Source organism: Marinomonas rhizomae (assembly GCF_003315485.1).
Taxonomy (GTDB): domain Bacteria; phylum Pseudomonadota; class Gammaproteobacteria; order Pseudomonadales; family Marinomonadaceae; genus Marinomonas; species Marinomonas rhizomae.
Map to the genome: position 1 here is coordinate 237,536 of NZ_QNSE01000007.1, position 24,788 is coordinate 262,323.

Sequence of the window (24,788 nt, forward strand, 5' to 3'; positions counted from 1 at the left end):
ACCTACGGTATTTGACTTTTCAGCTCTTCTTGAAAGGCTTTATACCATTTCACAAAATTCACCATACCTTCTTGTATCGTCGTGGCAGGTTTGTATCCAACGGCGGCTTCTAGTTGGACTGTGTCCGCGTAGGTTTTTGGTACATCACCCGGTTGCATGTCCATGTAGATTTTCTCGGCAGTTTTGCCGCAGGCGGTTTCAATCGCTTCAATAAATTCAGACAGTTGTATTGGTTGGTTATTGCCAATATTAAAAATGGAATAAGGGGCCACTGAGTCTGCACTACCCAACTCTTTTTTCTGAGGTATCACATCTTGGATACGAACCACACCTTCAACAATATCGTCGATATAGGTAAAGTCACGCATCATTTTGCCGTGATTGAATACCTTAATCGGCTTATCGTTCAGAATGGCTTCGGTGAATAACCAAGGAGCCATATCAGGGCGGCCGCCAGGTCCATATACCGTAAAAAAGCGTAGTCCTGTCGTTGAGATGTTATAAAGATGTGAATATGAATGAGCCATCAGCTCATTGGCTTTTTTAGTGGCTGCATACAGTGAAACAGGGTAATCAACCGTATCGGATTCACTAAATGGAATTTTGGCGTTCATACCATAAACCGAACTGGATGAGGCATAGACAAGATGCTCTACCTTGGTTTGACGGCAACCTTCTAGAATGGTCATCATGCCGACAAGGTTACTGTCTACATAATCAAACGGTGCCTCAATAGAATGGCGCACACCGGCCTGTGCTGCTAAATGAATAACACGCTGAAATTTCTCTTCCGCAAATAACTGAGCCATACCATCACGATTCGCAAGATCCATTTTTACAAATCGAAATTTGGAAAAAGGTAACAGCTGCGCCAGACGATGTTGTTTAAGTTCAGGTATATAGTAAGTATTTAAATTGTCTAGGCCGACTACATTATAGCCGGCCTCTAACAAGCGTTTACAAACATTCATACCAATGAAGCCTGCGGCTCCGGTTACAAGAAACTTCATTATCTATGGGTTCCAAATTTCATACATTTATTAATTTCTGTTTTATATCAAACATCAGCACAGTCAAACCTTCAACGACCATATTTATCACTAAAACGCACAATATCGTCTTCACCTAAATAGTTACCAGACTGAATTTCCACCAGCTCCAACAGAGTTTCATCCGGATTTTCCAACGAATGAATAACACCGATCGGGATATAGGTCGATTCATTTTCAACAAGTAATATTTCCTGTTCGCCATTTTGAACCTTCGCCATACCAGACACAACCACCCAATGCTCTGCTCTGTGGTGATGCATCTGTACACTTAATTTCTCACCTGGTTTTACCATGATGCGTTTCACTTGATGACGTTCCCCCACATCAACGGTCTGGTAACTTCCCCAAGGGCGATGCACTGTGGTGTGATACATGTGCTCTTGACGGCCTTCGGTCTTAATACGCTTAACTATCTTCTTCACATTTTGTGAATTATTTTTATCCATCACCAAAACAGCATCGGCTGTTTCAACAATAACAAGGTCACTTACTCCTACTGCAGCCACTAAACGCGACTCAGAACGAATAAAGCAATTACTAGCGCCTTCAGCCATAACATCGCCCAACAGCACATTATTGTCAGCGTCTTTATCAGCGTAATCGTATAAAGCATCCCAAGCACCAATGTCACTCCAGTCACCCACATAAGGCACAACTTTTGCCTTTTTGGTTGGCTCCATCACAGCAAAATCGATAGATTCCTCAGGGCACTGTGAAAACAGTTCTGCATCAATACGTACAAAATCTAAGTCTTCGCTACGTTGCTGATAAGCATGATTAACCGCTTGATAAATATCATCTCGATGAGCCGCTAACTCACCCAAAAATGCTTTAGCGCGGAACAAAAACATACCACTGTTCCATAGATATTCACCAGAATCTAGATAAGCTTGAGCTTTTTCAAGACTTGGCTTTTCTACAAACTCAGCGACTGCGAAATTCTCGCCTGAACGGATGTAGCCATAACCCGTTTCTGGGCGCATTGGCTGCACACCAAACGTCACCAAAGCATCGTCTTTCGCCAGTTCAACCGCTTGCTTAATCGTTGCTTCAAATGCGGCAAGATCACGAATTACATGATCCGCAGGCAACACCAACATCAGCGCATCGTCAGACTGGCTTCGCACTGTTTCTAACGCAGCCAGAGCAATAGCCGGCGCCGTATTACGACCTTTAGGCTCCAAAATAATACTGGATTTTTTAACACCAATAGACTGCAATTGTTGCGCGATCAAAAAACGATGGTCTTCATTACAAACCACTATCGGATCAGCTACTTCCAAAGACAAAGTGCGAAGTATGGTCTGCTGCAACAAGCTGTATTCTTTATCAACCAAAGGCAAACACTGTTTGGCAAAAAATTCGCGCGATAACGGCCATAAACGACTGCCAACACCACCAGCCAAAATAACCGGAATAATTTTCAAAACAGACCCTTCGCATAGGAAAAATAATCCCGCAAGTCTACCAAAACTCAACAGCAAGAAATATAAGAATGGAGAAATAAAGGACAAACGTAGCAAAAACAACACCACGCCAAATCACCCGTAGGTCAAATTAGCCGAGCCACAGGCAACACAACCCCTCGTAGGCCGGATGAGGGAGGCACGACCGTTATCCGGCAATGAAGGATGAACCGAGCCACAGATAACACAACCCCTCGTAGGCCGGATGAGGGAGGCACGACCGTTATCCGGCAATGAAGGATGAACCGAACACAACCCCTCGTAGGCCAGATGAGCCGAGGAACGAGGCGCTTACCTACAAAAAACCGTGACGCGCAAAGCGGTTACTTCTGACTATAAAAAACCTGCCCAACACGCTCAATATGTTCAACCAAATTGCTGTTTTCTAGATGGTCAAAAATCGACATATCAATTTTGTAAGGCAACAGCAAATCATCCAAGGCATTTTCAACCTCTGTGAAAGTAGACCAGTCCAAATCGCCCACAATCGTTAAATCGATGTCTGAACTAGGACGAAAGTTACCTTTCGCTCTAGAACCATACAAAATCACCGTCTTAATCTGAGGGTATAACTGAAAAACACCGTTAATACTGTCACATTCAGCGCGACTCAACCCTCCCACGTCAAACATCGCCATTTTCCATTGAGCCACGAGTGTCATCCGCTAACGACTGAAATTTACACCGAAACGCCATAAACAACCCCGCATAAACCAACCGCAACTGCCCGAGTATTTGATTCGCCGTTTCTTCATTATAAGTGTGAACGGTACGGTTACGGTCTTGCAACATCGACAGCCAAGCCCCACCATCCGCAATAAGATCACGCTTAAACGACTCACGAATAGCGTCTCGTGATCCTGAAACCGACTCAATCCCCTGCCAAACCAAGTAATCCCTTAACACATTCCAAGCCAACTCATACGTAAACTCAAACGCCTGAATAGTACCCTGCTTCTCAAGATTACTCAGCGGTCGTTCAGCCATTAAACGCAAAGCATCAGCCAATTGATCATGCGCCAGTGTAAAATGTTCGAAACGCTGCAGCCAACGAATATCAACACTCATAAAAAACCTTATTTAATATAAAAAAACCAAAAAACAAATCACCCGTAGGTCAGATGAGACGAGGTACGAGGTGTAATCTGACGCAAAAGCCGTGATCCCACATTCCCAACCAACATCACCAAACGGCACATTACGCTACGCTCATGATGCCCTACGAAAATCAACGCACCCAATCACCTGTAGATCGGCCTTTAGGCCGTCAAAAAACTAATGACACCAAATCAAAACCTTGTCGCGCTAAAGCACGACCGACAAAAAACTAACAACTCGAAGTCAGCCTGAAGGCGCAACCTACAACCCCAACGCCTTCTCTGCCAACCCCGCAAAGTGATCCAACAAACGACTTCTAGAATTCTTACCCGTTGCCTGATTCTGCAATGATTTAACCTCATCTTGCAGCCAAACCATACCTGCTAAACACTCCGCAATGGCGCTTCGGGCTTGTTTAAGCGTTAATTCACAATGTGCAACAGCAAATCTTTCCAAATGCGCAATGCTACGCCAACGCTTACTTCCCAACAGGGTTAATGCCTGGATATCTTGTGAAATATACGCCGTTGTTGAAACCACATCATAAATTGGCGCCAAACGGATATCCTCAATAGAGGAGTACAACACACCAAAATTCTTCAAATGCGCATCACCATTTTGCAACCATTGATTCAACACAATGGCCTTAAAGTAACCTAATAACGCTTTATTGCGATATTTTGGGCTGACAAAAATCGCAATACTCTTCGCCAACTGCTCGTAGCTGCCTACATACTTATCATCACGAGATCTGGCCTGTAAAACACAAAAGTCCTCAAACCCTAAATAACCAATCTCCGTCACATCAAAGCGTTTCATCACGAAACAACGTTCATCGTCCGACAGATAAAACTCAGGCACATCAAGACCCGCCTTGCTCAGTACCGTCATACAAAGCCATTCATTCAACGCCAAATCAGGGTAATCATCCCCCCAAGACTTCACAATATAATGACCCATCCGCAAAATGGCTTTATCTTTTAAAAGCGCCAACACTTTAGGCTGCACACCACTGACAGGCGAAGACAAAGCAAAACGCCCCACCAACAGAGCAAACAAATCCGGCTGTGAAGAATGCAGCACCTCATCCAAAGATAAACACTCATCTTCACCCAACATTGGCCCATAAGACAAACGGCCCTGCACCTTCCCCGCCAGCAAAGCCAACAAACCAAAATCATCCGTCGCCGTCAGTTTTGAAAAATGCTTTTTTAACACCGACAGCAAATAGCCCTCTGGCAAATGCATTTCAAAAATAGGGAAAAGCCGATTAGAAACATAACTTTTAGTGCGGACAGGCATAGTCAAAGAAACAAAAGAGGGGGAATCGTCACAAACGTAGTTCAGTAAAAACTCATCGGACTCTTTCGACAAGCAAGCAACAGATTGAGCCCCAACACAAACCTCTAACTCAGTCATCATCACGCTCGGCTAACAAAGACTCAAAAGTGGGTAATCGGCTTACCGCGTGAGGTGTCACTTCATAATGCAGATACTCTAACATCTTCAACACTTTACGAAGACCAATATCCGCAACACGACCACTTTCAAAACCACTTAAAGTAGCACGCGCCAACCCCAAATCATCCGCCATCTGCTGCTGACGAATGCCTTGCGCCTTACGTGTGTGTTTAACGAATTGCCCTAGCTCTTGAAAGTTCATTTCGTTTAAAATACCTTACATACAATAATAGAAAAGCAAAATGCGCAATATATTAAACAAAAATACAACACCATCCAAATGATATCATCCACGGCCCCATATTATGCGCCTTGGATAATGACCATCAATCGTTCCTGAAGACGTTGCATGCTTTTTAAATGTAACGGTAAATGGGAGTAAATCTCTCGCGCATACTCTTCTCGATATGTATGTGAGATAAGGTTTCTATCATTTAGCATGCTTAACCAAGCTTGCTCATCTTCGATCCACTCTAATTGAAAAGCAAATTGCAAACACTTCTTAGGCGACAACGCATCAATTCCCTCAATGTCCAACAACATTTTCTTCAACAACTTCCAGCCCAGCTCAAAGCAAAACTCAAAGCGCTGAATAGACCCATCAATGGCTAAAGGATTGGATTCATCTTCTGCTAACGCCTCAGCAAAGCGCAACAAAGCCTTCGAGAAATAAGACATTGCATCATGCGTTTCTGCTTTCATAAACGACAACCTTACTTTGATCAATTTTATGTCTAAACACGCTATCGCCTAGATGATCGTAACGAATTACATTAATAGCTAAAAGCGTATCGGCATCTTCTACAATATCCAAAACTTCCTGCCATTGCTTCAAAGAAGCCTCAGGGCAATTTACCGCAAGATCAATATCCGACTTAGGCCTTGCATCACCACGTGCTCTTGAACCAAATAAGTAAACAGCCTTCACAAAAGGCAACCCTGCCAGCTTCTGCCAAAAACCATACCCAGCGATATTTACAGGAAGGTTTAACTTAGAAATACTCATATATTATTAACCCAACATAAAGTTTCTAGCCCCACGTAAGGCGGGTGAATCAAGGAACGAAGGTGTGGTCTGACTTTTATTCATCAAACCCATTTGGGTTGTTCGACTGCCAGCGCCAAGAATCCTCACACATACGAGCAAGATCAAATTTCGCCTGCCAACCAAGGAACCTCTTAGCAAATTCAGGATCCGCATAACAAGTTGCAATATCGCCAGGGCGTCGATCTACAATCTTATAGCTAATAGATTTATTAGAGACCACTTCAAAGGCTTTGACCATTTCAAGAACAGAGTACCCATTGCCAGTACCAAGGTTCACAACAAAATGACCAGACTGAGCAAGGACCTTTTCCAAGGCACAGACATGGCCGCGAGCCAAATCCACTACATGAATATAATCACGCACACCCGTACCATCTGGCGTATCGTAATCATCACCAAACACACTTAGACACGCCAACTTACCCACAGCCACTTGACTGATAAAGGGCAACAAATTATTCGGAATGCCTTTTGGATCTTCCCCAATCAAGCCAGACTCATGAGCACCGATCGGATTAAAGTAACGCAAAGTAGCAATGTTCCACTCACTATTGGCCTTGGCTAAATCGGTCAACATACCTTCTACCATCAACTTACTTGCCCCATATGGGTTTTGCGTTGAAGTAGGAAAATCTTCACGAATCGGAACAGTCTCAGGCATACCATAAACAGTCGCAGACGAGCTAAAAATCAAATTTCGGAGTCCAGCCAACTCCATAGCCTTAATAAGATTCAAAGTCCCAGCAACATTGTTTTCATAATACAAAAAAGGCTTTTGAACAGACTCGCCAACCGCTTTCAAACCAGCAAAATGAATCACAGCGGCAAAGGTATACTTCTCGAAAACACTATTTAAAAAAGCCGAATCACGAATATCGCCTTGCATAAACACGGGACGCTTACCAGAAATCGTCTCAATACGGTCTAAAACAACCTCTTTACTGTTCGAAAGGTTATCAATAATAACCGGTTCAAAGCCTGCCTTGATCAACTCGACACAAGTATGTGAGCCAATGTAACCCGCACCGCCCGTTACTAAAACAAACATCCTTCCCCCTATAAACCAAAAAAATTAAAAATCCATTAAATCAAAAAAAACTCGTAGGCCGGATGAACCGAGGCACGAGGCACGAGGCGCTTACATACAAAAAACTAATAACACGGAGAAAACACACATATCTATTGATACTTAGCCGCAAAGAGAACCACATGTTCTAGGCATCGTAACAACTGACCAGCCATACCGAACGCTTTATTCAATAACGCCGATTGTATTTCAGGATCATCGGGGTAATCATGGGCAAATTGGTTACGCATTTCCCGTAACTTCAGCCACTGTTCAACAGAATCCAGGGCGCCTATCTTTTCAAGCCGATTTAATTTATCAATAAATGTAGTAAGCTCACCTTCTTCATGCGTTAGCTCGATGACTGCAGGCAATAACTTTGCCCCCATCACATCCTGTAATTTTGAAAACCGGACGATAAACTGATCAAATACCGCAAGTTCCATTTCCGTAAGTTCAGACAAACTAGCCGCGGTGTAGGGTTGTTTATCTGCCAAGTGCTGCATAGACCAATTCAAACGTTCTGCATGCGTTTGGCAAATATCAACGATCCCCTTAAATACATCCTTATTCATAAGCGAATACCACTCTCTTTTGCGATTTTATAGATAGGCAAAAATCTTCCAGACTTACGATTAATCACCAAATCAATTTTCTGATCACCAAGCAGCAAATGAAGTTCAACCAAAGCATTTAGTTTAGCCTCAACTATGTCATCAGCCGAATGTAAGTCAGGCTCTATATACAAATCAATATCCCCGCCACGCGCATTATCATCAGCTCTTGAGCCAAAAAGCCGTAACTCCGAACCTTCGCCAAAATGCTTAAATAACACTTGTTTAATGACATCTAGTTGCTGCTTAGTTAGACGCACGCTCGCCCTCCAAATAAAAAAACATCCCTATCATAGTAAAAAAACATCAAATCCGCATGAACCAACAACGTAGGCCGGATGAACCGAGGCACGAGGCGTTATCCGGCGAATCAAAAAAACACTCTCCCTACAAAACACAATAAAAACCATGTTATTCTAACTGCAGCCCTCAGGAAGAGAGCCAATAAAACAACAAGGAGACACGATATGTCGATGTTATTCTTTCATTTCGATGGCACAGACAATAGCCCAAACGATGCCTACGCACCAGTGCACAGCCTTTCCAGTATCACTAACGTACTAAAATCCCATTTATTACTAGGTGGACGCATACAAAATCACATAAACAGCACACCCACACATTCACCTCATCGCAGCTTTTACTACGCAGGTATAGGCACCTATGGCAGCTGGCTAGAACAAAAAGTCAACGCAGCCTTCGCTATCGAATCCGGCCATGTAGCCAACATCCTAAACCGAGCATTAAACGACTTCAAACGCCACTACAACCAATCCATCAAACAGATCGTCTTAATTGGCTTTAGTCGAGGGGCCGCCTTAGCAAGGCGCTTCGCCGCACTCATCACCCCACACATTGACCGACCCATTATCATAGAAACCGTTATCGATACTGTCGCCTCTATTGGTTTACCGAACCTAGACTCAACAAAACGCCCGAGCACAGAAGTAGTATTTGAACACGGGAACACATTACCGGAAGGGGTTCAGCGAGCCTTACATTTTGTCGCACTGGACGAACAACGCCTCGCCTTTCGACCCACCTTAATCAACCAAGACGATCGAGCAATTGAAATCTGGCTACCAGGTGTACATTCGGATATTGGCGGTGGGTACCGCAAAGATGGGATAGGAGACATGGTTTTACGTATTTTAATCGACTGGATTGAGCAGCAAACCGAACAACACTGTTACCAAATAACGCGACTCGCAAAAGTTCAACCTCCCCATTGGCAGCCGCTCCTTACCATCGCGCCGAACCACTTAGGAAAAATACACTACCAAGATCGTCGTTTAGACACCTGGCGCCACCTAACACTCGCACCACGGCATTGCTGCGTTTTAGAAAACAACCAGCCCAATATATTACTAACCCCTAAATGGCACAAAAGCGTCACCCAGCGCATTCAAAGCTGCGTTGGCTACTTCCCTATTGCACACTGCCCAACACCTGCAATACTCTGGCACTCCCCCAACCACCCGTAGACCGGATGATATGAGGCACGACCGTTATCCGGCAATGAAGAATGAGCCTAGGAACGAAGGCGCTTATCTGAAAACAAAAGCGCCGATGAAATCATTCGGTGTGTAGCAACCCGTTCCAACCAATATCGAATAACCCCAATTTAACATCGCGATGAAAACTCGAATATGGCCAATCACGTGTTGATGAAACGTAACCATGCTTAACGGGATTCAAATAACAATAATGAATATGATTTTTTAAATCATCATCGGACCTGATCTCATGCTCCCAAAAACGCTCTTGCCAAACACTCGATTTATAACGGGTTTTCTCTTTTAATATCTTGGTAAACAATATTTTAATTAACTGCCACCGACGCGAGAAATCATTATCACCTTCTGGCAAGCGCCAAATAACGTGCATATGATCAGGCAAAACTACCCACGCAACAATCTCAAACGGGCGCTTGGATTTAACCTTACGAACACATTCACGCAAAAGATCAATATGCTCAACCAACACACAAGACCCACGATCCTTCAACGTTACCGTAAAGAAAAACGTACCACCAAAACGCTTACTTCTAATATATCGGGACATCCTTATCCTCCTAACCAAAAGCATCTTTACCTCAACGCCGGATAACGGTCGTACCTCCCTCATCCGGCCTACAAAACCATAAATCACACCAAACCACGACAGCCCACCCGTAGGCCGGATGAGCCGAGGAACGAGGCGTTATCCGGCGAATCCCCAACCACCCGTAGGCCGGATGAGCCGAGGCACGAGGCGTTATCCGGCGAATCCCCAACCACCCGTAACCGCATAAACCGAGGCACGAGGCGTTATCCGGCGAATCCCCAACCACCCGTAGGCCGGATGAGACGAGGCACGAGGCGTTATCCGGCGAATCCCCAACCACCCGTAGGCCGGATGAGACGAGGCACGAGGCGTTATCCGGCACACAACCATAAATCACACCAAACCACGACAACCACCCGTAGGCCGGATGAGACGAGGCACGAGGCGTTATCCGGCGAATCCCCAACCACCCGTAACCGCATAAACCGAGGCACGAGGCGTTATCCGGCACACAACCATAAATCACACAAAACCACGACAGCCCACCCGTAGGCCGGATGAGACGAGGAACGAGGCGTTATCCGGCGAATCCCCAACCACCCGTAGGCCGGATGAGACGAGGCACGAGGCGCTTATCTGAAAACAATAGCGACAATGAAGATGGAGAAAACCTCGAGGCGTTATCCGGCACACAACCATAAATCACACCAAACCACGACAGCCCACCCGTAGGCCGGATGAGACGAGGCACGAGGCGCTTATCTGAAAACAATAGCGGCGATAAAGGATGAATCAAGCAACGAAGACGTTATCCGGCGATAAAGGATGAATCGAGGAACGAAGATGCTTATCTGAAAACAATAGCGACAATGAAGATGGAGAAAACCTCGAGGCGTTATCCGACACAAAACCATATACACACAACCCAACGCCGGATAACGGTCGTACCTCCCTCATCCGGCCTACAAGGCTACAAAACTTGTTTTTTCATCGGCACAACATTTGAATCTTCAACTTGCTGATCTAACGCTTTTTTCGCATTCCAAACCAAATCGCCAATACCATCGGTTGGCTGGAAATCGGTTGGAGCAGTAATCAAGATCTCACGCACTTTTTCATGGTCAAAATCATGGCAAGCTTTATCCAATTGCTCCATGGTTTGAACGAAATCAGGTAAGGATAAAAACCGCTCATTGGCGGTCATAATACGTTTATGCTGAGTTTGTTTTACATTATCGCCAATCAACAACTCTTCAAAAAGCTTCTCGCCAGGACGCAACCCAGTAAACTGGATTTCAATATCACCATTTGGGTTAGCATCGGACTTCACTTCCAAACCAGACAAACGAATCAGATTTTTTGCCAAATCAACAATCTTAACCGGCTCCCCCATATCCAATACAAACACATCCCCACCCTTGCCCATAGCGCCTGCTTGAATCACCAACTGAGCGGCTTCTGGAATAGTCATGAAATAACGAATAATATCTGGGTGTGTCACCGTAATAGGCTGGTTTTCCAGAATTTGTTTTTTAAAGACAGGAATAACCGAACCAGAAGAGCCAAGCACATTACCAAAACGTACCATACAGAAACGGGTGAATTTTTCTTGCTTAGCCGCTTTTTTCGCTTCAGCTTCAGCCAAGGCCTGCAGCCCCAGCTCCGCCATGCGCTTTGTTGCGCCCATGACATTCGTTGGTCGAACGGCTTTATCTGTAGAGATTAATACGAAGGATTCCACACCACTTTCAATCGCTGCTTTGGCGCAATAATAGGTCCCAAAAGCATTATTACGTACGCCTTCAACCACATTGTATTCAACCAATGGCACGTGTTTATAAGCCGCCGCGTGGTAAACCGTATTAACCCCAAATGCCTTCATGGTAGAAGCTAAGCGATTAATACGCTGCACAGAGCCAATCAAAGGCACAATTTTGACATTAAAAGACTCTTGTTCAAGAATCTCATTAAGCTCTTTATCGATCTGATACACAGCGTATTCAGACACATCAAATACAATCAAGGTACTAGGCTGCTGCGCTATAATCTGACGACATAACTCCGAACCTATCGAACCGCCAGCCCCAGTCACCATGACTACTTTGCCAGAGATATTCGCCTGCATTAACGGCGCAACAGGTTCTACCACATCACGACCTAGCAAATCATCGACAGCCACATCTTGTAGCTCGCTTACCTTAGCCTTGCCCGTTACTATGTCGTTAAAGTCTGGCACAGTAAGCACTTCTACCGGATAAGGCATGAGCTGCTCAATAACCTCTTTACGTTCAGAGCGACTCGCCTTAGGAATAGCTAACAACACCTTTTCAATGTCATATTTCTCAATTAAATCATCGACTTTATCGACATTATAAACAGGCACACCCTGAATAATCGTATTGGCCAAAGACTCATCACGATCGATAAAACCCTTCACACGATAACTAGATGCCTGACGTAGCGCCAAAGTAAGCTGACGACCAGTAGACCCAGCACCAAAAACCAATACAGATTCAGAACCTTTTTGTGGCGCCTGAGTCAATAAACCGCGAATCAAAACCCGAGAACCACCACACAACATAACCAAAAAAGGAAAATAAATAATCGGCACAGTACGGGGAATATTGGCTTCAAAGAAATACGCAAGAGACGTAATACTCAATGCCGAAATAGCGGCACCGACTAAAATGGCACTAAAAGCATGAAAAGTTAAATAACGCAGAATCGCCCGATATAAACCAAGCTTAACATTGACCAACAAAGTAACGGCAATAGTACCCGCCACTACAAGCCAAACAGAATGCCCCTGAAAAGCACTAAACTCACCCAAACGAGCCCAGTAGGCAAAAACAAATGCTAAATATACAAAAACAGAATCAACCGCCAAACTAATAAGGCGCTTATAAAAACGAGGGAGAGACCAAAGAAAATCCAATTTTTTTACCATCTTATACACCCTGTATGTACTAAAACCAAACATCATGTAATGTAACTATCCATTAAAAAAACACTCCCCGTAGGCCAGATGGGCCGAGGAACGAAGATGTAATCCGGCGAATCCCCAACCACCCGTAGGCCGGATAAATCGAGGCACGAGGCGTTATCCGGCGAATCCCCAACCACTCGTAGGCCTGATGGGCCGAGGCACGAAGATGTAATCCGGCGCCCCCCAACCACCCGTAGGCCGGATGAACCGAGGTACGAAGATGTAATCCGGCGAATCCCCAACCACCCGTAGGCCTGATGGGCCGAGGCACGAAGATGTAATCCGGCGCCCCCCAACCACCCGTAGGCCGGATGAGCCGAGGCACGAGGCGTTATCCGGCGCCCCCCCCAACCACTCGTAGGCCGGATGAGCCGAGGCACGAAGATGTAATCCGGCGAATCCCCAACCACCCGTAGGCCTGATGAGCCGAGGCACGAAAATGTAATCCGGCGAATCCCCAACCACCCGTAGGCCGGATGAGCCGAGCCACGAAGATGTAATCCGGCGAATCCCCAACCACCCGTAGGCCTGATGGGCCGAGGCACGAAGATGTAATCCGGCGCCCCCCAACCACCCGTAGGCCGGATGAGCCGAGCCACGAGGCGTTATCCGGCGAATCCCCAACCACTCGTAGGCCGGATGAATCGAGGTACGAGGCGTTATCCGGCGAATCCCCAACCACCCGTAGGCCTGATGGGCCGAGGCACGAAGATGTAATCCGGCGCCCCCCCCAACCACTCGTAGGCCGGATGAGCCGAGGCACGAGGCGTTATCCGGCAACGAAAACGAGCCGAGGCGTTATCCGGCAACGAAAACGAGCCGAGGCGTTATCCGGCAATGAAAACAAGCCGAGCAACGAAGCATAATCTGACGCAAAACCCACAACAAACCTAAGTAAAAACATTTTACACCAATTTTGCAAACAATATGCATGTAAGGTTTGCGAAAATCATGACTATCCCTTAACTCTATCCCCAGAACCGCTACCCGTTACCGTCTTGATGATATAAACAAAGTAGTGTTTCAAAGACATATCTCGAATCATCTTCGCATCCGTCTCCGCCAGCAGCTCAGGCGTCGACATATCAATGTCCGAAATTTGTGCCAACCCAGTAATACCAGGACGCACAGCAAACACACCTTTTGCATCACGCGCTTGGGTCAACTCAGTTTGATTAAACAAACCAGGACGCGGGCCAACTAAACTCATTTCGCCTTTTAGAACATTCCAAAGCTGCGGCAATTCATCTAGCTTGGTACGGCGTAAAAAGCCACCTAGCTTAGTAATGGAAGCCGTAGACGCCAAATGACTCGCCACGGAAGCCGTATCCACCGGCATGGTACGAAACTTAACCAACACAAAGGGCTTTTTATTACGCCCTACGCGCTCTTGACGGAAAAGAGGTGAACCCGTATCAAATAAGCCAACCAGATAAATCACCAGCAACACAGGAGAGCCACACACCAAGCCCAACAGAGAAAACACCAAATCCAATAATCTAATCATTCACTTTATCCAATTTTTAATCTTTTTTCTTCGCTGCCAAGGCAAAACCATGTTCAACAGAATAAGGCGGAACCCAGTCTAACGTATTTTTCGTATGCTCAATATCTAATTGCAAAGACCCAACCAAACGATCTACCACATCATCTTTCTTAAACAGTTTACCCGCCAGTTTAAAACAACATACAGGCACAGGCAGTGACAAGTTTACTTTACCTTGCACTTTAGCCATCAGAGCGACCATTTGAGCAGTAGATAAATCATTATCATCTGACACTAAAAACACTTGATTCGCCGCTTTAGGGTGATCAATACAGACCTTAATCAAATCCACCAAGTTATACACAGAAACTAAACTGCGTTTATTCTGATTAATCGCACGAAACGGCAATGGGAAACCTCTACCAACCAGTTTCATCAAAGAGGCAAAATTGGCTTTTACACCTTCACCGTAAACAAGTGGTGGGCGAATAATCACGATCTCCATGCCTGTCTCTTTGCCTAACGCCAATAACTGTTCTTCGGCTTCGGACTTAGATATAGCATAAGGGTCTTCAGGTAAACGCTGATCAAAAGCATTAAATGCCGCACAATGTGAAGTAGATTCACCATTGACCTTGATCGAACTTAAAAAAATGAAGCGTTTCACACCCGCCTCGGCGGCCTGGCGAGCAAGGTTTAACGTACCTTCTGTATTGACAGCTCGAAACTCAGCAAGCGGATCAGAAGAAGAGTCATTCATTATGTGGACGCGAGCGGCGAGGTGGATAACCACATCTACATTATTAAACGCCCCTAAATACTGAGTGTCTGGTTGTATTTCCCCCCTAACAAAGTGAGCATCAGGGATGCCCAAATCTCTTCGCCCGAAAAGACTTATCCTACTAGCCGGTAAAGCGGATAATAAAACTGAACCAACAAAGCCTGAAGCTCCCGTCAATAAAACCACTCTATCTTTAGATATAGACACCAAAACTAACCCCTTTTGTTGTTTCTACACTTTTTATTAAAAATAATAATGTGTAAGAACTAAAGTACAAAAAAATACAATCAGCTATTTCAGTGGCCAATAGCGCCGCCAATATTTTTTAACACCATAGATTGCCCAAATTAAAACTTCAAAGCATGATCTAAACGGCCCAAAACCCAAGCTTCTTGAGTATTGATACATATATTTGACTAATCTAAATTTATTAGATGATATGGAAGACTGACCAACATAGTAAGTCGCCAATATTATTGGAACTGGTACAACGTAATTATTTTGGCGTAAGAAATTAAAAACAAAATATAAATCGTTTCGCGCTTTCACCTCACCGAAAAGGGGTAATTCGTTACAATAATCCAAATTGTACGCTGTCGATAAACAAGAAACGTCACATCCTCTACCAATTTGCTCTAAATACACAACGCGTTTTGGAAGAAATTCTCCACGGGAAGCGGCGTTTTCATCCATCCGTCTATACCCTGTTGTGATAGCAGGAAATCCTGCCTCTAAACCTGAAACAACAGTATTTAAAAAATCCTTGTCCCATGTATCATCACTATCTATAAAAGTCACAAAAGAAGTTTTACAGCCTTTTAGTCCAGTATTCCTTGCTCCTCCAGCCCCTTTACCACATTGATTTTTCATAACTTCAACTCTCGGATCCAGACTCGTAAGTTTCAACAGCCATTGATGTTGATCACTATTCGATCCATCGTCCACTATTAACCACTTAAAATCGGAATAACTCTGTGAGATAACAGATAGAAAAGTTCTATTAAACGTTTCCTTACTGTTAAAAAATGGAGTGATAATTGTAATCAATGTAAATTACCTCCTGCGTATAAAAAATTCTTTATGACTGATGGATGCGATATGGAGTAAGTCCAAACTATTAATATAGCAAAAAAAAGGGAAATATAACGAATCATTTTTGGTTTATAAACTATAATTTTACTACCACTTAAAACAATAGCTATTGGCAAAGTATAATATATCAACCTTTCGTAAACTGAAGATGACCACATAAAAGAACTCGCAAGAAAAAACACTGAAAAGCTTAAAAAGTTAAGCTCACGCTTATGCAGAGCCCCCCTAGGAAACAAAGAAAAAACAAGCACAAAAATAGAAGCCATAAAAAAAATAAAAGTATTATTATTTACAGTAGGGTTTGAATTTTTAGATGCAACCTCTATTATAAGACTACTAGAAAAAAAATAAAAAACTAAAATAAAATACCGAAACCAAACAAAACTAAAAAAATAAAAAGCAAAAAAAATACCAAAAATTGCTGCTGAATTATGACTTAAAATAGCAAGTATATAAAATAAAAAAATAGCATACTTATTTTTTTTACAATACGCCCAAAATTTCAACATAATAAATACGAGCGCCAGACCTTGACGCATCCCATTCACTGAAAGCAATAGAAACAAACTCGACCCCATAAGCATTATCACCAATAAAAATGATAGAGTTGCGGAGCGGCTTATTTCATAAGAGAAGCAGAAGGCACTTAGAGATAAAAAAGATAACAAGAGTCCTGAGAGATAGATATGACCGTAGTCTCTTAATAATAATATAAAACCCCAACCTACAGGCTCCCTGTAGAAATAAAACCTATCGAAATTTATTCCCACAGTGCTGTAGGCAGGCCAATCAACTCCGTTAGGTCCTAATAGATTCATAAGAGTAAAGCTTATAGCTATAAGACAAAGAGGTATAAAAAAACACCTTACAACCAACATTGGTTTATATTTCCTTAATAACTATTTTCGATTTGATCCATTGGATTTCTTCACTCATGCGTTCTGGCCATGTAATTATTTTACTTTTTAGGTTTTTTGAACTTTCAATATGACACAACCTTTTCTTGTCATCGTTCAGGATCATAAAAGCATCAGAAACAATTGTGTCAAAATCATCAAGAGAATACATACACTCCTTGGGAACTAATTTCGCCATAGAGCTTTCGTAAAGGGTTTGAATTGGCCGTTCAAAATACGCAGCTTCAAGAATTGGATTTCCAAGGTTAGTAATATCATAAAAACTCCAAAATAAATCACATGAGGCTAACAGCTCAAGGGCATTCTTATTACTAATCGCCCCATAGAAATTAACTTTACTCTCTATATTTAATTTCGAAGCTAAACTTATTAGTTGCTCTCTCATTTCTCCATCACCTATAATATGAAGTGTAATGTCATTATCTAGTTCAAGTAAAGAAGCTAAGGCTCTCAGGCCACGATCTACCCTTTTCCAGACCTTCAACTTACTTAACATTACTACATGCTTCCCAGGCCCTAAAGACTTGGTATGAACATGATTTAAATTCTCCATTGTAAACCCATTCACAGGAAAGAAAGTACGGGATATATCTATACCAAGAAAACTCAAAACCTGATCCCCTTTAGTACCATCATTTGCCATAACAACAAGATCCCTCTCTTTATTTTTTTTATAAACAGATATAAATGAATAAAGAGACTCTTGATTATGAATACCTTGATTTGTCACCACCAAAGGAGTACCTTGGAATCTCTTAATAACTTGAATTCCTAATAATCGCCCAACCACACTAGCGGCAAGTCCACCATATGTTTCCACACCATATAAAAATAAAGGTCTTCTCAAGGAACACAAAACAATCAACCTGATAGACTCGAATAACACATAAATTAACTGAAAAAAACGATATTTTTTCATACTTTCACTACTTACTGTATCAAAATAATCAACCGTTTCCTCAAATTGTGGTAATTCACTGGAAATAGTTTTTACTCCAGCCTTATTTTTTTTACGATTCGCTTTGTAGATTCTTCCGAATAAAAAAAAGAAAAAGCCAAGAAATCGTGGCAATCTATAAACAGTTAAATCACTATGATTTTTTAAAAATTCCTTATCAAGGCCTTTTTTATTTTTAGGCAATGCACTTAAAAAACAGACATCGTACTCTTCTAAAAAACCCTTAACTGTCTGTTTTATACTTTGGTTACCACTTTTCTGAAAGTCCACCAGACCTCCAACTATAATTATTTTGTTTTTCATAATTCAGGACTCAGTATAAATGCAATCTTTTCAGATGCTTTTTCATTTTCATAATAGAACAATAAATAATTGAGTTAATTATAGCTCTAACTTTTTTCATATAATCCAACAAAGAATGGTGGAATTAAAAAATAACTCCAGCACTAATTAGATCAGACTATTCTGTTTCGCCACGTATAGTTATCAATGGCGATTAGCAAAGCATACTTCTTCATGTTGCCCTTCCACTATCACTGATAACTTATCTACATGCTTGGATTTGCTTTAATGTATCAAAATAAGAAAGCGATTTCGTTTTTATCCAGATAATCAACTTCTATATCTTGTTTAATAAGCCTACCCTTAACTCTAGGATGCACGCCTACAAAAAAACGATAATTTCGACCTCGCGCTTTTGAACTGATAAATGGTCACCTCCAACAACACCGAGGTTATTGACTTTTCCTGTAAGGTGAACAGTGCAAAAGCAATTAATAGCTTCTTTAATTAGTAAGATCTGAGATATAAATTATTTTGCATGATACCTCCAATCACTAGTCCCTCTAACAACATTTACAATACATCATCTTTAGGTAGAAACAAGATATTAGAAGCATCATCTATCAGTATAAGATTTATTTATTTAGGTATATTTCCACTTAATGACCACCCCACCTCATTTAACATATGCTATCTTGCCTCCAAAAATTTCACTTGATGAAAAATCGCCTGCTAATGCTGAATCTGTATCACCATATAAAAGGACTACTTGTGGTTTTCTGAAGCAAGATAATTTCTTCAATCCGACTAATCATTAAACCTGCGTTTTTTTACGCGGAATCCTTCATCAACGTCAAGGTTATACTTTGGGCGGACAAGTTTTAACTCATTAAAAAAATATCCGAGATATCGCCATGAAAATTTTCATCATCATGCTTTCAGAACAGCACTAGAATATCGGCCTATCCTTTCCAACCCAAATTAAAAAAAGAAAATATTTTTTAATTCGGAATTATATAAAGTTAAAAAATCATACATTCAGGTATTTTACATATAACAGGGTTACTGATCTTTGAAAAATCTTACAGCTCAATCACTAGCTATTAGCCACCTCCCGTAAAAAATGAATATTACTTTCACAACACCTCCAAAATATTACTTATAACATTCTTTTCTCTATACTTTTTTAATTCAGCACACTTATCATTAAGAGGAAGAGAGCTAAAATTAAAATTTTGAATTTTTTCATTTATAGCATGATAAAGCTCATCATAACTTTTTACTGTTATAGAAATGTTATCAATGTATTTGGTTCTTATAACATAACGCCCATTAATAGCAGAAAATAGAACTAAATTACCAATACTATCGCGTTGCGTAAGTCGCAAATAAATTACATTATCCTTAACAACTCTATCAACATCATCAACCCAACCTAATAAAGTTATATTTTTGGCATCACAGAAAAGAGAATAATTATCAGTTCCGATAACAACAAATTCCACATCAAAAAAATCTTTAGCTAGTTTTTTTAACCAACCGAGGCCATAGAACTCTTCTTTACCTTTACCTAAATATGTAAAGACCTTAAACTTTTCCGGAAATGGGCTTATGCTGAACTCTTCTTCTTGAAATATAACGTTACCATTAATAAGGATTTCACTTTCAATTCCTATTGACTCTAATTTCTCCTTTATCCAAGGAACCTCACAATAATGTTTACTACATTTCAGAGCAATTTTATTTTTCAAAGTAAACTTATCATTTTTGTAGTCAACTACAGCTCTATCAACATCACTACCACACCAAAAAACAATATATTTTTTCCTAAACACCTTACAATAAACGGGTAAAAAAAATGACTTGTGATTACCCGAAACACTTATCACACTTTGAGAGAATGGAATATTAAATAAAAAACACACTTTATCAATAAAGCGCGATCCAAAAACCTGAGCCTTAATATCATAACGATTCAAAAGCTTTGATACTCTTTTAGCAAAAACAGGCAACCCTTTAATTAAAATCATTCTAGCGTCCAAATATCAAATTTATACTTTTAGCAATAGTATAGGCAAGCATCCAATGCTTAGTTCGACTATTAAAAAGAAGAGTTAAACGTCTTTTCAAATATTCATCATCAATCTTTTGAATTTCATATTCAAAAGACTTTTTTATAAAAATAGATAACTTTTCATTACTAGAGAACCAATACTGAAATGGATTCATATCATCATGGGGTAAAGACAGCCGATGCATCACGCCATTTTTATATTTTTTATATAGGGATCCGTACTTTGTCCTTAAATTACCGCTAGGTTTAAAGCCAGTCTTCTCCCATTTGAATTTAACCATCTCAGGGTGTCTCTTCTTCATCCATTCACGATAAAGAAAAGAGTTATTCATATACTTATGTGGTAATCCCATAGTGTAATGATTTAGTTCAGCATTATAAAAAGGTGAAAGTACTTTAGCGCTATCGCGAACCAATTTATCACCATTTGTAACAGCTCGAGGTGTTTTTTCGTTAATCCCATATTCAAAATCAGAATTATATAACTTATTAATTGTTTCGTAAGAGGAAGTATCACAAAAATCATCAAAATAGAAATGATTTTTTAGTGAGAAAGCACTAGAATTATTAGCATAGCTACCAAAAGTAAGGTCGCCAATTTGACCAGAAAATATAACTGAAGACTTTATATTAATTTTGGAAATTGCATAACGCTGTGCTATAGCTCCCATTAGGTTAACCATACCACTATTTTTATAAACCACTTCTTCCAGCAATTGGGATATAAAATTACCATCAGTTAAAGGTATTTGAATGTGACAACTCCTAATATCCTTGCTTATTCTCCTAGCAATAATTTCATCTGAAGAATATGAATTAGAAAAAGTTATTGTGTTTAAGTTTTTTTGTTCACAAACATCATTTAGCATATATGTAGTGACTCGAGAATCTAATCCTCCACTAAGATATGAATAAACTTGCTCACCAGACAAAACCTCTAGTTTTTTTATTTCATCAATTAAAATATCATCTACATCTGAAATGGCTGTACTGATAGGAACATTATTACTGGATGGGTTCCAAGAAAAAAAGTGATAAACTTCTTTTTTTATCTCATAATTCCTAAGGTCGAGAAAAAGTTTTGAAGCCGCTGGCAAACGCTTAATATCTTTCACATAGGTTAAATCACTCATCATATAACCTATTGAAATCATACTTTTAACACCATCCATATCTATGCTAATTTTTTTATTAATCGCATAGAGGTATTTAGTAATACGAAAAAGAGAGGTAGATACCATAAGAAAGTCACTATCAGCAGAGTGATATATAAATGTATCATAAGTAGAAAAAATATCAGTACATACTTCTAGTGTGTTTTCAGAGAAAAACAAAGACTGAAATTGTAAACGCTCATCAATAAGTTCTTTAACCTTTCTATCTTTAAATGGTGTGTTAATAATCTCAACAACCTCTCCAACCTTGACTTTTTTATCAACCCCATCCAGTTTTATTAAAACTTCACCATTACTATAAATAAAGTCAAACTCTATCATGCTCAATTCCCTTAATAACCATACCTCTTACCCAAAAATATTGATACAACATAACAACTAAAGAGGCAATTGAAAATAACATGATAGATAAATTGAAGCTATCATTATAAACTCCTATAGCCAATGAACTTACTCTCAATAAAAAGCTTACTATCTCAACGATTAAAGCTTTTTTGTTTTGATTAAGAAGTGTTGGAAAAACCGACATACTAGAAGCCAATGGAAGCAATATAATCCAAGGTATCATATAAATCGCCATATGGTATACTCCTTCCCAACTTTCGCCCAATATAATAATAACTAAAGGCCTCCCAAATATAACCCAAAATACAACAACAATAGCACCAACCAAAAACAAAAGAGTTGAAAAGTTGTTAAATATTATTATTTTTTTTTCTCTTTTAATCTTTTTTGAAAAAACCTTATTAGCTAAATAGCTGGAGCATGTTGCACTAATAACACCAAGAGGTGTTAGCATCAATTTTTGTGCTAATGTATAATAACCAACCTCCTCAAGTGAGAAATAATAACCTAATAATATAATTGGAAAATTAGATGTTGTAACATTTATCAAATGATGCGGAAACGTAAATTTAATATAGTTTTTATACTTCTTAATATATAAAAAAGAAACCCTCCTCAAACCACTTAAAAGAAACAAAGAGAGGCCAAAGAAATTAATATAATAAAAAACAACAATCAAATAACTAAAAGAAAAGGCATAAATCAAAGAATACTCATATTTATATAGATCAAAAAAAATAAAGAAACAAATAAAAAGCAAATAAGCTAAAACCCTTATAACCTTGCTATTACCAGATATATCAAACTGCCCTTTCCCATTATAATAATATAAAAATACATTTGAAACAGAAAACAACCAAGAAGATAAAAAAAGCCATTTGAACTCTATTGAATTAAAGCCAATATATTTAGAAATCATCTGATATAAAATAGACATCACTAGACTTAAAAGCAATGATATAAAAATCAGAAACAATGAAAACACATAATTACTTTTAATATTTTCAGGCTTCCTAGCCAAAACCAACTCCAACCTTAAAGTGCTGATTGTAGATATAATTGACACTGTTGCCGTAAAAACACCTAACGCACCTACACTTTCAGGTATAAAATATCGCGATATTAAAGGTAAAGATAATAATAATAAAAATTGGGCTATGAAATTTTTTGAAAGTAATAAAAAAAAATTCATAGTTCAATATAACCATGTATTGGTAAACTAAAAACATTGCTTGCCAGCATTTCTGCAATTGGAAAGGTTAGCCTCTGACAAGCCAAGTATCTAAAAGCTGTTTGTTGATGCATGCAAGTGCCATAATAAATCATAGTAGGAACACCTTGTTCTTTATACTTCATCATTTCGGCATCACGATTATCAGACAATACCGTATATTGTGCCCAAGAACTAACATAACCAGATGGTACAGATGGTGTTTTATACTTTTTAGCTAGTGTTTTGTTGTAATTTTCAGCAACTTTGTTTCGTTTAATCAATTCAGCAGGGAACTCAACTAGCTTTTCAAGCAAAATAGCCGCTTGAATCGTATCTAAACGGCTATTTATACCAATGCGAACGTTATCGTATTTATCCTTACCTTTACCATGCACTCTATAAGACTTTAAAAGTTCCGCATATTCATCATTATTGGTAAAAATAGCACCACCATCACCGTAGCAACCTAATGGCTTTGCAGGAAAAAAACTGGTTGTCGCAATATCACCAAAACTTCCTGCTCGCTTACCATTAATACTGCCACCAAAACCTTGCGCGGCATCTTCAACTAGTTTTAAATTGTATTTATCAGCAATTTTCTGAAGTTCGGGGTAATTAGCAGGCAGTCCAAATAAATCCACAGCAATGATTGCTTTGGGTGTTAGCTTACCTTCCACTATTGTCGCCTGAATGCGCTTCTCTAAATCAGCTGGACAAATATTAAAGGTTGCCTCGTCTGAATCTACAAATATAGGGGTTGCACCTTCGTAGGCAATTACCTCTGCGGTAGCAAAAAAAGTAAAGGTTGGACAAAAAACAGCATCACCTGGCTTTATATCAAGAACCATCATTGTAAGTGTTAAAGCATCAGTTCCATTTGCACAAGTAATTACATGTTTAACACCTACATACTCTGCGAGCTTCTCTTCTAATTCTTGTACCTCAGGCCCCATGACGTAGTGACCATGTTCTAAAACGGCCTGAATACGTTTATCGATTTTATTTTTTAAATGCTTATATTGTGCTGCTAAATCGATAAATTGCATCATGACTTTTTACTCAATAACTTTCCTGTTAGTTGATAATGTTCACCTGTATGAGAACAAACCACCTCTTCATTGCCTTCTAACGGCAAATCAAGTTGCTCGCCATACTCACTCATCCAGCCGATTTGTTTTGCTGGCACCCCAACCATTAAGGCATAAGCAGGCACATCTTTATTAATCACAGCACCCGCACCAACAAAGGCGAATTCACCAATAGTCACACCACATACAACCGTACAGTTTGCGCCAAGCGTTGCGCCTTTTTTAACTAGGGTATCCAGGTATTGATCTTTGCGTTCGATCAATGAACGAGGATTATAGACATTGGTAAACACCATGCTGGGACCACAAAACACGCCCTCTTCAAGATGGACATTGTCGTAAACCGAGACATTATTTTGGATCTTGCAATGGTCGCCTATCGTGACTTTATTCCCCACAAAGACGTTTTGCCCTAGGGATACACCTTTACCTATTTGGGCACCACCACACACATGTACAAAATGCCAAACACGTGAATCAGCGCCTATTTGTGCGCCATCATCTACAATGGCACTTTCATGTTTAAAATAGTCGGTCATG

The 24,788-nt window shown here is 40.5% G+C and carries 24 protein-coding genes; 1 reads left to right on the plus strand and 23 read right to left on the minus strand.

Features of this window, described 5'->3' with window-relative positions:
* Window positions 1-2 precede the first annotated feature (2 nt).
* The 11 genes from DFP80_RS10765 to DFP80_RS10815 form a co-directional block, all read right to left on the minus strand.
* The gene (locus tag DFP80_RS10765) at window positions 3-1,010 is read right to left on the minus strand and encodes an NAD-dependent epimerase (protein ID WP_113916803.1); all 1,008 of its coding nucleotides are present in this window, start codon (window positions 1,008-1,010) and stop codon (window positions 3-5) included.
* Window positions 1,011-1,081: 71 nt separating this feature from the next.
* Entirely contained in the window at window positions 1,082-2,479 is a 1,398-nt protein-coding gene (locus DFP80_RS10770) for a mannose-1-phosphate guanylyltransferase/mannose-6-phosphate isomerase (protein WP_113916863.1), read from the minus strand.
* A gap of 362 nt (window positions 2,480-2,841) precedes the next feature.
* Complete coding sequence (locus tag DFP80_RS10775) at window positions 2,842-3,150, minus strand: nucleotidyltransferase domain-containing protein (protein ID WP_113916804.1); 309 nt, start codon at window positions 3,148-3,150, stop codon at window positions 2,842-2,844.
* On the minus strand, window positions 3,143-3,586 hold the full coding sequence (locus DFP80_RS10780) for a nucleotidyltransferase substrate binding protein (RefSeq protein ID WP_113916805.1): 444 nt from the start codon (window positions 3,584-3,586) through the stop codon (window positions 3,143-3,145). Before DFP80_RS10780 ends, DFP80_RS10775 begins: the two co-directional genes overlap by 8 nt.
* 291 nt (window positions 3,587-3,877) lie before the next feature.
* Entirely contained in the window at window positions 3,878-5,035 is a 1,158-nt protein-coding gene (locus DFP80_RS10785) for a type II toxin-antitoxin system HipA family toxin (protein WP_220150920.1), read from the minus strand.
* Complete coding sequence (locus tag DFP80_RS10790) at window positions 5,028-5,279, minus strand: helix-turn-helix domain-containing protein (RefSeq protein WP_113916807.1); 252 nt, start codon at window positions 5,277-5,279, stop codon at window positions 5,028-5,030. The genes DFP80_RS10785 and DFP80_RS10790 overlap by 8 nt, the downstream gene beginning before the upstream one ends.
* Window positions 5,280-5,380: 101 nt before the next feature.
* Window positions 5,381-5,779, minus strand: a complete 399-nt coding sequence (locus DFP80_RS10795) for an HI0074 family nucleotidyltransferase substrate-binding subunit (protein ID WP_113916808.1) — start codon at window positions 5,777-5,779, stop codon at window positions 5,381-5,383.
* Window positions 5,760-6,083, minus strand: coding sequence for a nucleotidyltransferase domain-containing protein (locus tag DFP80_RS10800; protein ID WP_113916809.1), 324 nt, complete (start codon window positions 6,081-6,083; stop codon window positions 5,760-5,762). The genes DFP80_RS10795 and DFP80_RS10800 overlap by 20 nt, the downstream gene beginning before the upstream one ends.
* A gap of 76 nt (window positions 6,084-6,159) precedes the next feature.
* Window positions 6,160-7,173: a UDP-glucose 4-epimerase GalE gene (gene galE / locus DFP80_RS10805; RefSeq protein ID WP_113916810.1), complete on the minus strand. Its 1,014-nt coding sequence runs from the start codon at window positions 7,171-7,173 to the stop codon at window positions 6,160-6,162.
* A 131-nt stretch (window positions 7,174-7,304) separates the two neighbouring features.
* Entirely contained in the window at window positions 7,305-7,766 is a 462-nt protein-coding gene (locus DFP80_RS10810) for a hypothetical protein (RefSeq protein ID WP_113916811.1), read from the minus strand.
* On the minus strand, window positions 7,763-8,065 hold the full coding sequence (locus DFP80_RS10815) for a nucleotidyltransferase domain-containing protein (RefSeq protein ID WP_113916812.1): 303 nt from the start codon (window positions 8,063-8,065) through the stop codon (window positions 7,763-7,765). The genes DFP80_RS10810 and DFP80_RS10815 overlap by 4 nt, the downstream gene beginning before the upstream one ends.
* 207 nt (window positions 8,066-8,272) lie before the next feature.
* Here DFP80_RS10815 and DFP80_RS10820 point away from each other — a divergent pair, with 207 nt between their 5' ends.
* On the plus strand, window positions 8,273-9,289 hold the full coding sequence (locus DFP80_RS10820) for a T6SS phospholipase effector Tle1-like catalytic domain-containing protein (protein ID WP_158601387.1): 1,017 nt from the start codon (window positions 8,273-8,275) through the stop codon (window positions 9,287-9,289).
* Between the two features lie 91 nt (window positions 9,290-9,380).
* Here the strand turns inward: DFP80_RS10820 and DFP80_RS10825 are convergent, their stop codons facing one another.
* From DFP80_RS10825 to wbpD, 12 genes are all read right to left on the minus strand, one after another.
* Window positions 9,381-9,869 carry an REP-associated tyrosine transposase gene (locus tag DFP80_RS10825; RefSeq protein ID WP_113916814.1) on the minus strand — a complete coding sequence of 163 codons (489 nt, stop codon included), beginning with the start codon at window positions 9,867-9,869 and terminating at the stop codon, window positions 9,381-9,383.
* A 952-nt stretch (window positions 9,870-10,821) separates the two neighbouring features.
* Window positions 10,822-12,798: a polysaccharide biosynthesis protein gene (locus DFP80_RS10830; RefSeq protein WP_113916815.1), complete on the minus strand. Its 1,977-nt coding sequence runs from the start codon at window positions 12,796-12,798 to the stop codon at window positions 10,822-10,824.
* Between the two features lie 994 nt (window positions 12,799-13,792).
* Window positions 13,793-14,344: a sugar transferase gene (locus DFP80_RS10835; protein WP_113916816.1), complete on the minus strand. Its 552-nt coding sequence runs from the start codon at window positions 14,342-14,344 to the stop codon at window positions 13,793-13,795.
* Between the two features lie 16 nt (window positions 14,345-14,360).
* Complete coding sequence (locus tag DFP80_RS10840) at window positions 14,361-15,311, minus strand: UDP-glucose 4-epimerase family protein (protein ID WP_241560328.1); 951 nt, start codon at window positions 15,309-15,311, stop codon at window positions 14,361-14,363.
* 84 nt (window positions 15,312-15,395) lie between these two features.
* Entirely contained in the window at window positions 15,396-16,151 is a 756-nt protein-coding gene (locus DFP80_RS10845) for a glycosyltransferase family 2 protein (RefSeq protein WP_113916817.1), read from the minus strand.
* Window positions 16,148-17,014, minus strand: coding sequence for an EpsG family protein (locus DFP80_RS10850; protein WP_158601386.1), 867 nt, complete (start codon window positions 17,012-17,014; stop codon window positions 16,148-16,150). The genes DFP80_RS10845 and DFP80_RS10850 overlap by 4 nt, the downstream gene beginning before the upstream one ends.
* A gap of 64 nt (window positions 17,015-17,078) precedes the next feature.
* Entirely contained in the window at window positions 17,079-18,374 is a 1,296-nt protein-coding gene (locus DFP80_RS10855; RefSeq protein ID WP_113916819.1) for a glycosyltransferase, read from the minus strand.
* 1,115 nt (window positions 18,375-19,489) lie between these two features.
* Window positions 19,490-20,383: a hypothetical protein gene (locus tag DFP80_RS10860; protein ID WP_113916820.1), complete on the minus strand. Its 894-nt coding sequence runs from the start codon at window positions 20,381-20,383 to the stop codon at window positions 19,490-19,492.
* Between the two features lies 1 nt (window position 20,384).
* A complete protein-coding gene (locus DFP80_RS10865; protein WP_113916821.1) occupies window positions 20,385-21,923 on the minus strand; it encodes an asparagine synthase-related protein in 1,539 nt (512 codons plus the stop codon).
* A complete protein-coding gene (locus tag DFP80_RS10870; protein ID WP_113916822.1) occupies window positions 21,910-23,139 on the minus strand; it encodes a lipopolysaccharide biosynthesis protein in 1,230 nt (409 codons plus the stop codon). The genes DFP80_RS10865 and DFP80_RS10870 overlap by 14 nt, the downstream gene beginning before the upstream one ends.
* Complete coding sequence (locus DFP80_RS10875) at window positions 23,136-24,209, minus strand: DegT/DnrJ/EryC1/StrS family aminotransferase (protein ID WP_241560327.1); 1,074 nt, start codon at window positions 24,207-24,209, stop codon at window positions 23,136-23,138. Before DFP80_RS10875 ends, DFP80_RS10870 begins: the two co-directional genes overlap by 4 nt.
* A complete protein-coding gene (gene wbpD, locus DFP80_RS10880) occupies window positions 24,206-24,787 on the minus strand; it encodes a UDP-2-acetamido-3-amino-2,3-dideoxy-D-glucuronate N-acetyltransferase (protein ID WP_113916823.1) in 582 nt (193 codons plus the stop codon). The genes DFP80_RS10875 and wbpD overlap by 4 nt, the downstream gene beginning before the upstream one ends.
* Window position 24,788 lies beyond the last annotated feature (1 nt).

What these genes read in the sequence shown, in the direction of transcription:
- DFP80_RS10825 (WP_113916814.1), bottom strand. Translation starts at nt 9,869, where the DNA reads ATGTCCCGATATATTAGAAGTAAGCGTTTTGGTGGTACGTTTTTCTTT.
- DFP80_RS10785 (WP_220150920.1), bottom strand. Translation starts at nt 5,035, where the DNA reads ATGACTGAGTTAGAGGTTTGTGTTGGGGCTCAATCTGTTGCTTGCTTG.
- DFP80_RS10865 (WP_113916821.1), bottom strand. Translation starts at nt 21,923, where the DNA reads ATGATAGAGTTTGACTTTATTTATAGTAATGGTGAAGTTTTAATAAAA.
- DFP80_RS10875 (WP_241560327.1), bottom strand. Translation starts at nt 24,209, where the DNA reads ATGATGCAATTTATCGATTTAGCAGCACAATATAAGCATTTAAAAAAT.
- DFP80_RS10795 (WP_113916808.1), bottom strand. Translation starts at nt 5,779, where the DNA reads ATGAAAGCAGAAACGCATGATGCAATGTCTTATTTCTCGAAGGCTTTG.
- DFP80_RS10820 (WP_158601387.1), top strand. Translation starts at nt 8,273, where the DNA reads ATGTCGATGTTATTCTTTCATTTCGATGGCACAGACAATAGCCCAAAC.
- DFP80_RS10765 (WP_113916803.1), bottom strand. Translation starts at nt 1,010, where the DNA reads ATGAAGTTTCTTGTAACCGGAGCCGCAGGCTTCATTGGTATGAATGTT.
- DFP80_RS10790 (WP_113916807.1), bottom strand. Translation starts at nt 5,279, where the DNA reads ATGAACTTTCAAGAGCTAGGGCAATTCGTTAAACACACACGTAAGGCG.
- DFP80_RS10830 (WP_113916815.1), bottom strand. Translation starts at nt 12,798, where the DNA reads ATGGTAAAAAAATTGGATTTTCTTTGGTCTCTCCCTCGTTTTTATAAG.
- DFP80_RS10835 (WP_113916816.1), bottom strand. Translation starts at nt 14,344, where the DNA reads ATGATTAGATTATTGGATTTGGTGTTTTCTCTGTTGGGCTTGGTGTGT.
- DFP80_RS10855 (WP_113916819.1), bottom strand. Translation starts at nt 18,374, where the DNA reads ATGAAAAACAAAATAATTATAGTTGGAGGTCTGGTGGACTTTCAGAAA.
- DFP80_RS10860 (WP_113916820.1), bottom strand. Translation starts at nt 20,383, where the DNA reads ATGATTTTAATTAAAGGGTTGCCTGTTTTTGCTAAAAGAGTATCAAAG.
- wbpD (WP_113916823.1), bottom strand. Translation starts at nt 24,787, where the DNA reads ATGACCGACTATTTTAAACATGAAAGTGCCATTGTAGATGATGGCGCA.
- DFP80_RS10870 (WP_113916822.1), bottom strand. Translation starts at nt 23,139, where the DNA reads ATGAATTTTTTTTTATTACTTTCAAAAAATTTCATAGCCCAATTTTTA.
- DFP80_RS10810 (WP_113916811.1), bottom strand. Translation starts at nt 7,766, where the DNA reads ATGAATAAGGATGTATTTAAGGGGATCGTTGATATTTGCCAAACGCAT.
- DFP80_RS10775 (WP_113916804.1), bottom strand. Translation starts at nt 3,150, where the DNA reads ATGTTTGACGTGGGAGGGTTGAGTCGCGCTGAATGTGACAGTATTAAC.
- galE (WP_113916810.1), bottom strand. Translation starts at nt 7,173, where the DNA reads ATGTTTGTTTTAGTAACGGGCGGTGCGGGTTACATTGGCTCACATACT.
- DFP80_RS10780 (WP_113916805.1), bottom strand. Translation starts at nt 3,586, where the DNA reads ATGAGTGTTGATATTCGTTGGCTGCAGCGTTTCGAACATTTTACACTG.
- DFP80_RS10850 (WP_158601386.1), bottom strand. Translation starts at nt 17,014, where the DNA reads ATGAATCTATTAGGACCTAACGGAGTTGATTGGCCTGCCTACAGCACT.
- DFP80_RS10800 (WP_113916809.1), bottom strand. Translation starts at nt 6,083, where the DNA reads ATGAGTATTTCTAAGTTAAACCTTCCTGTAAATATCGCTGGGTATGGT.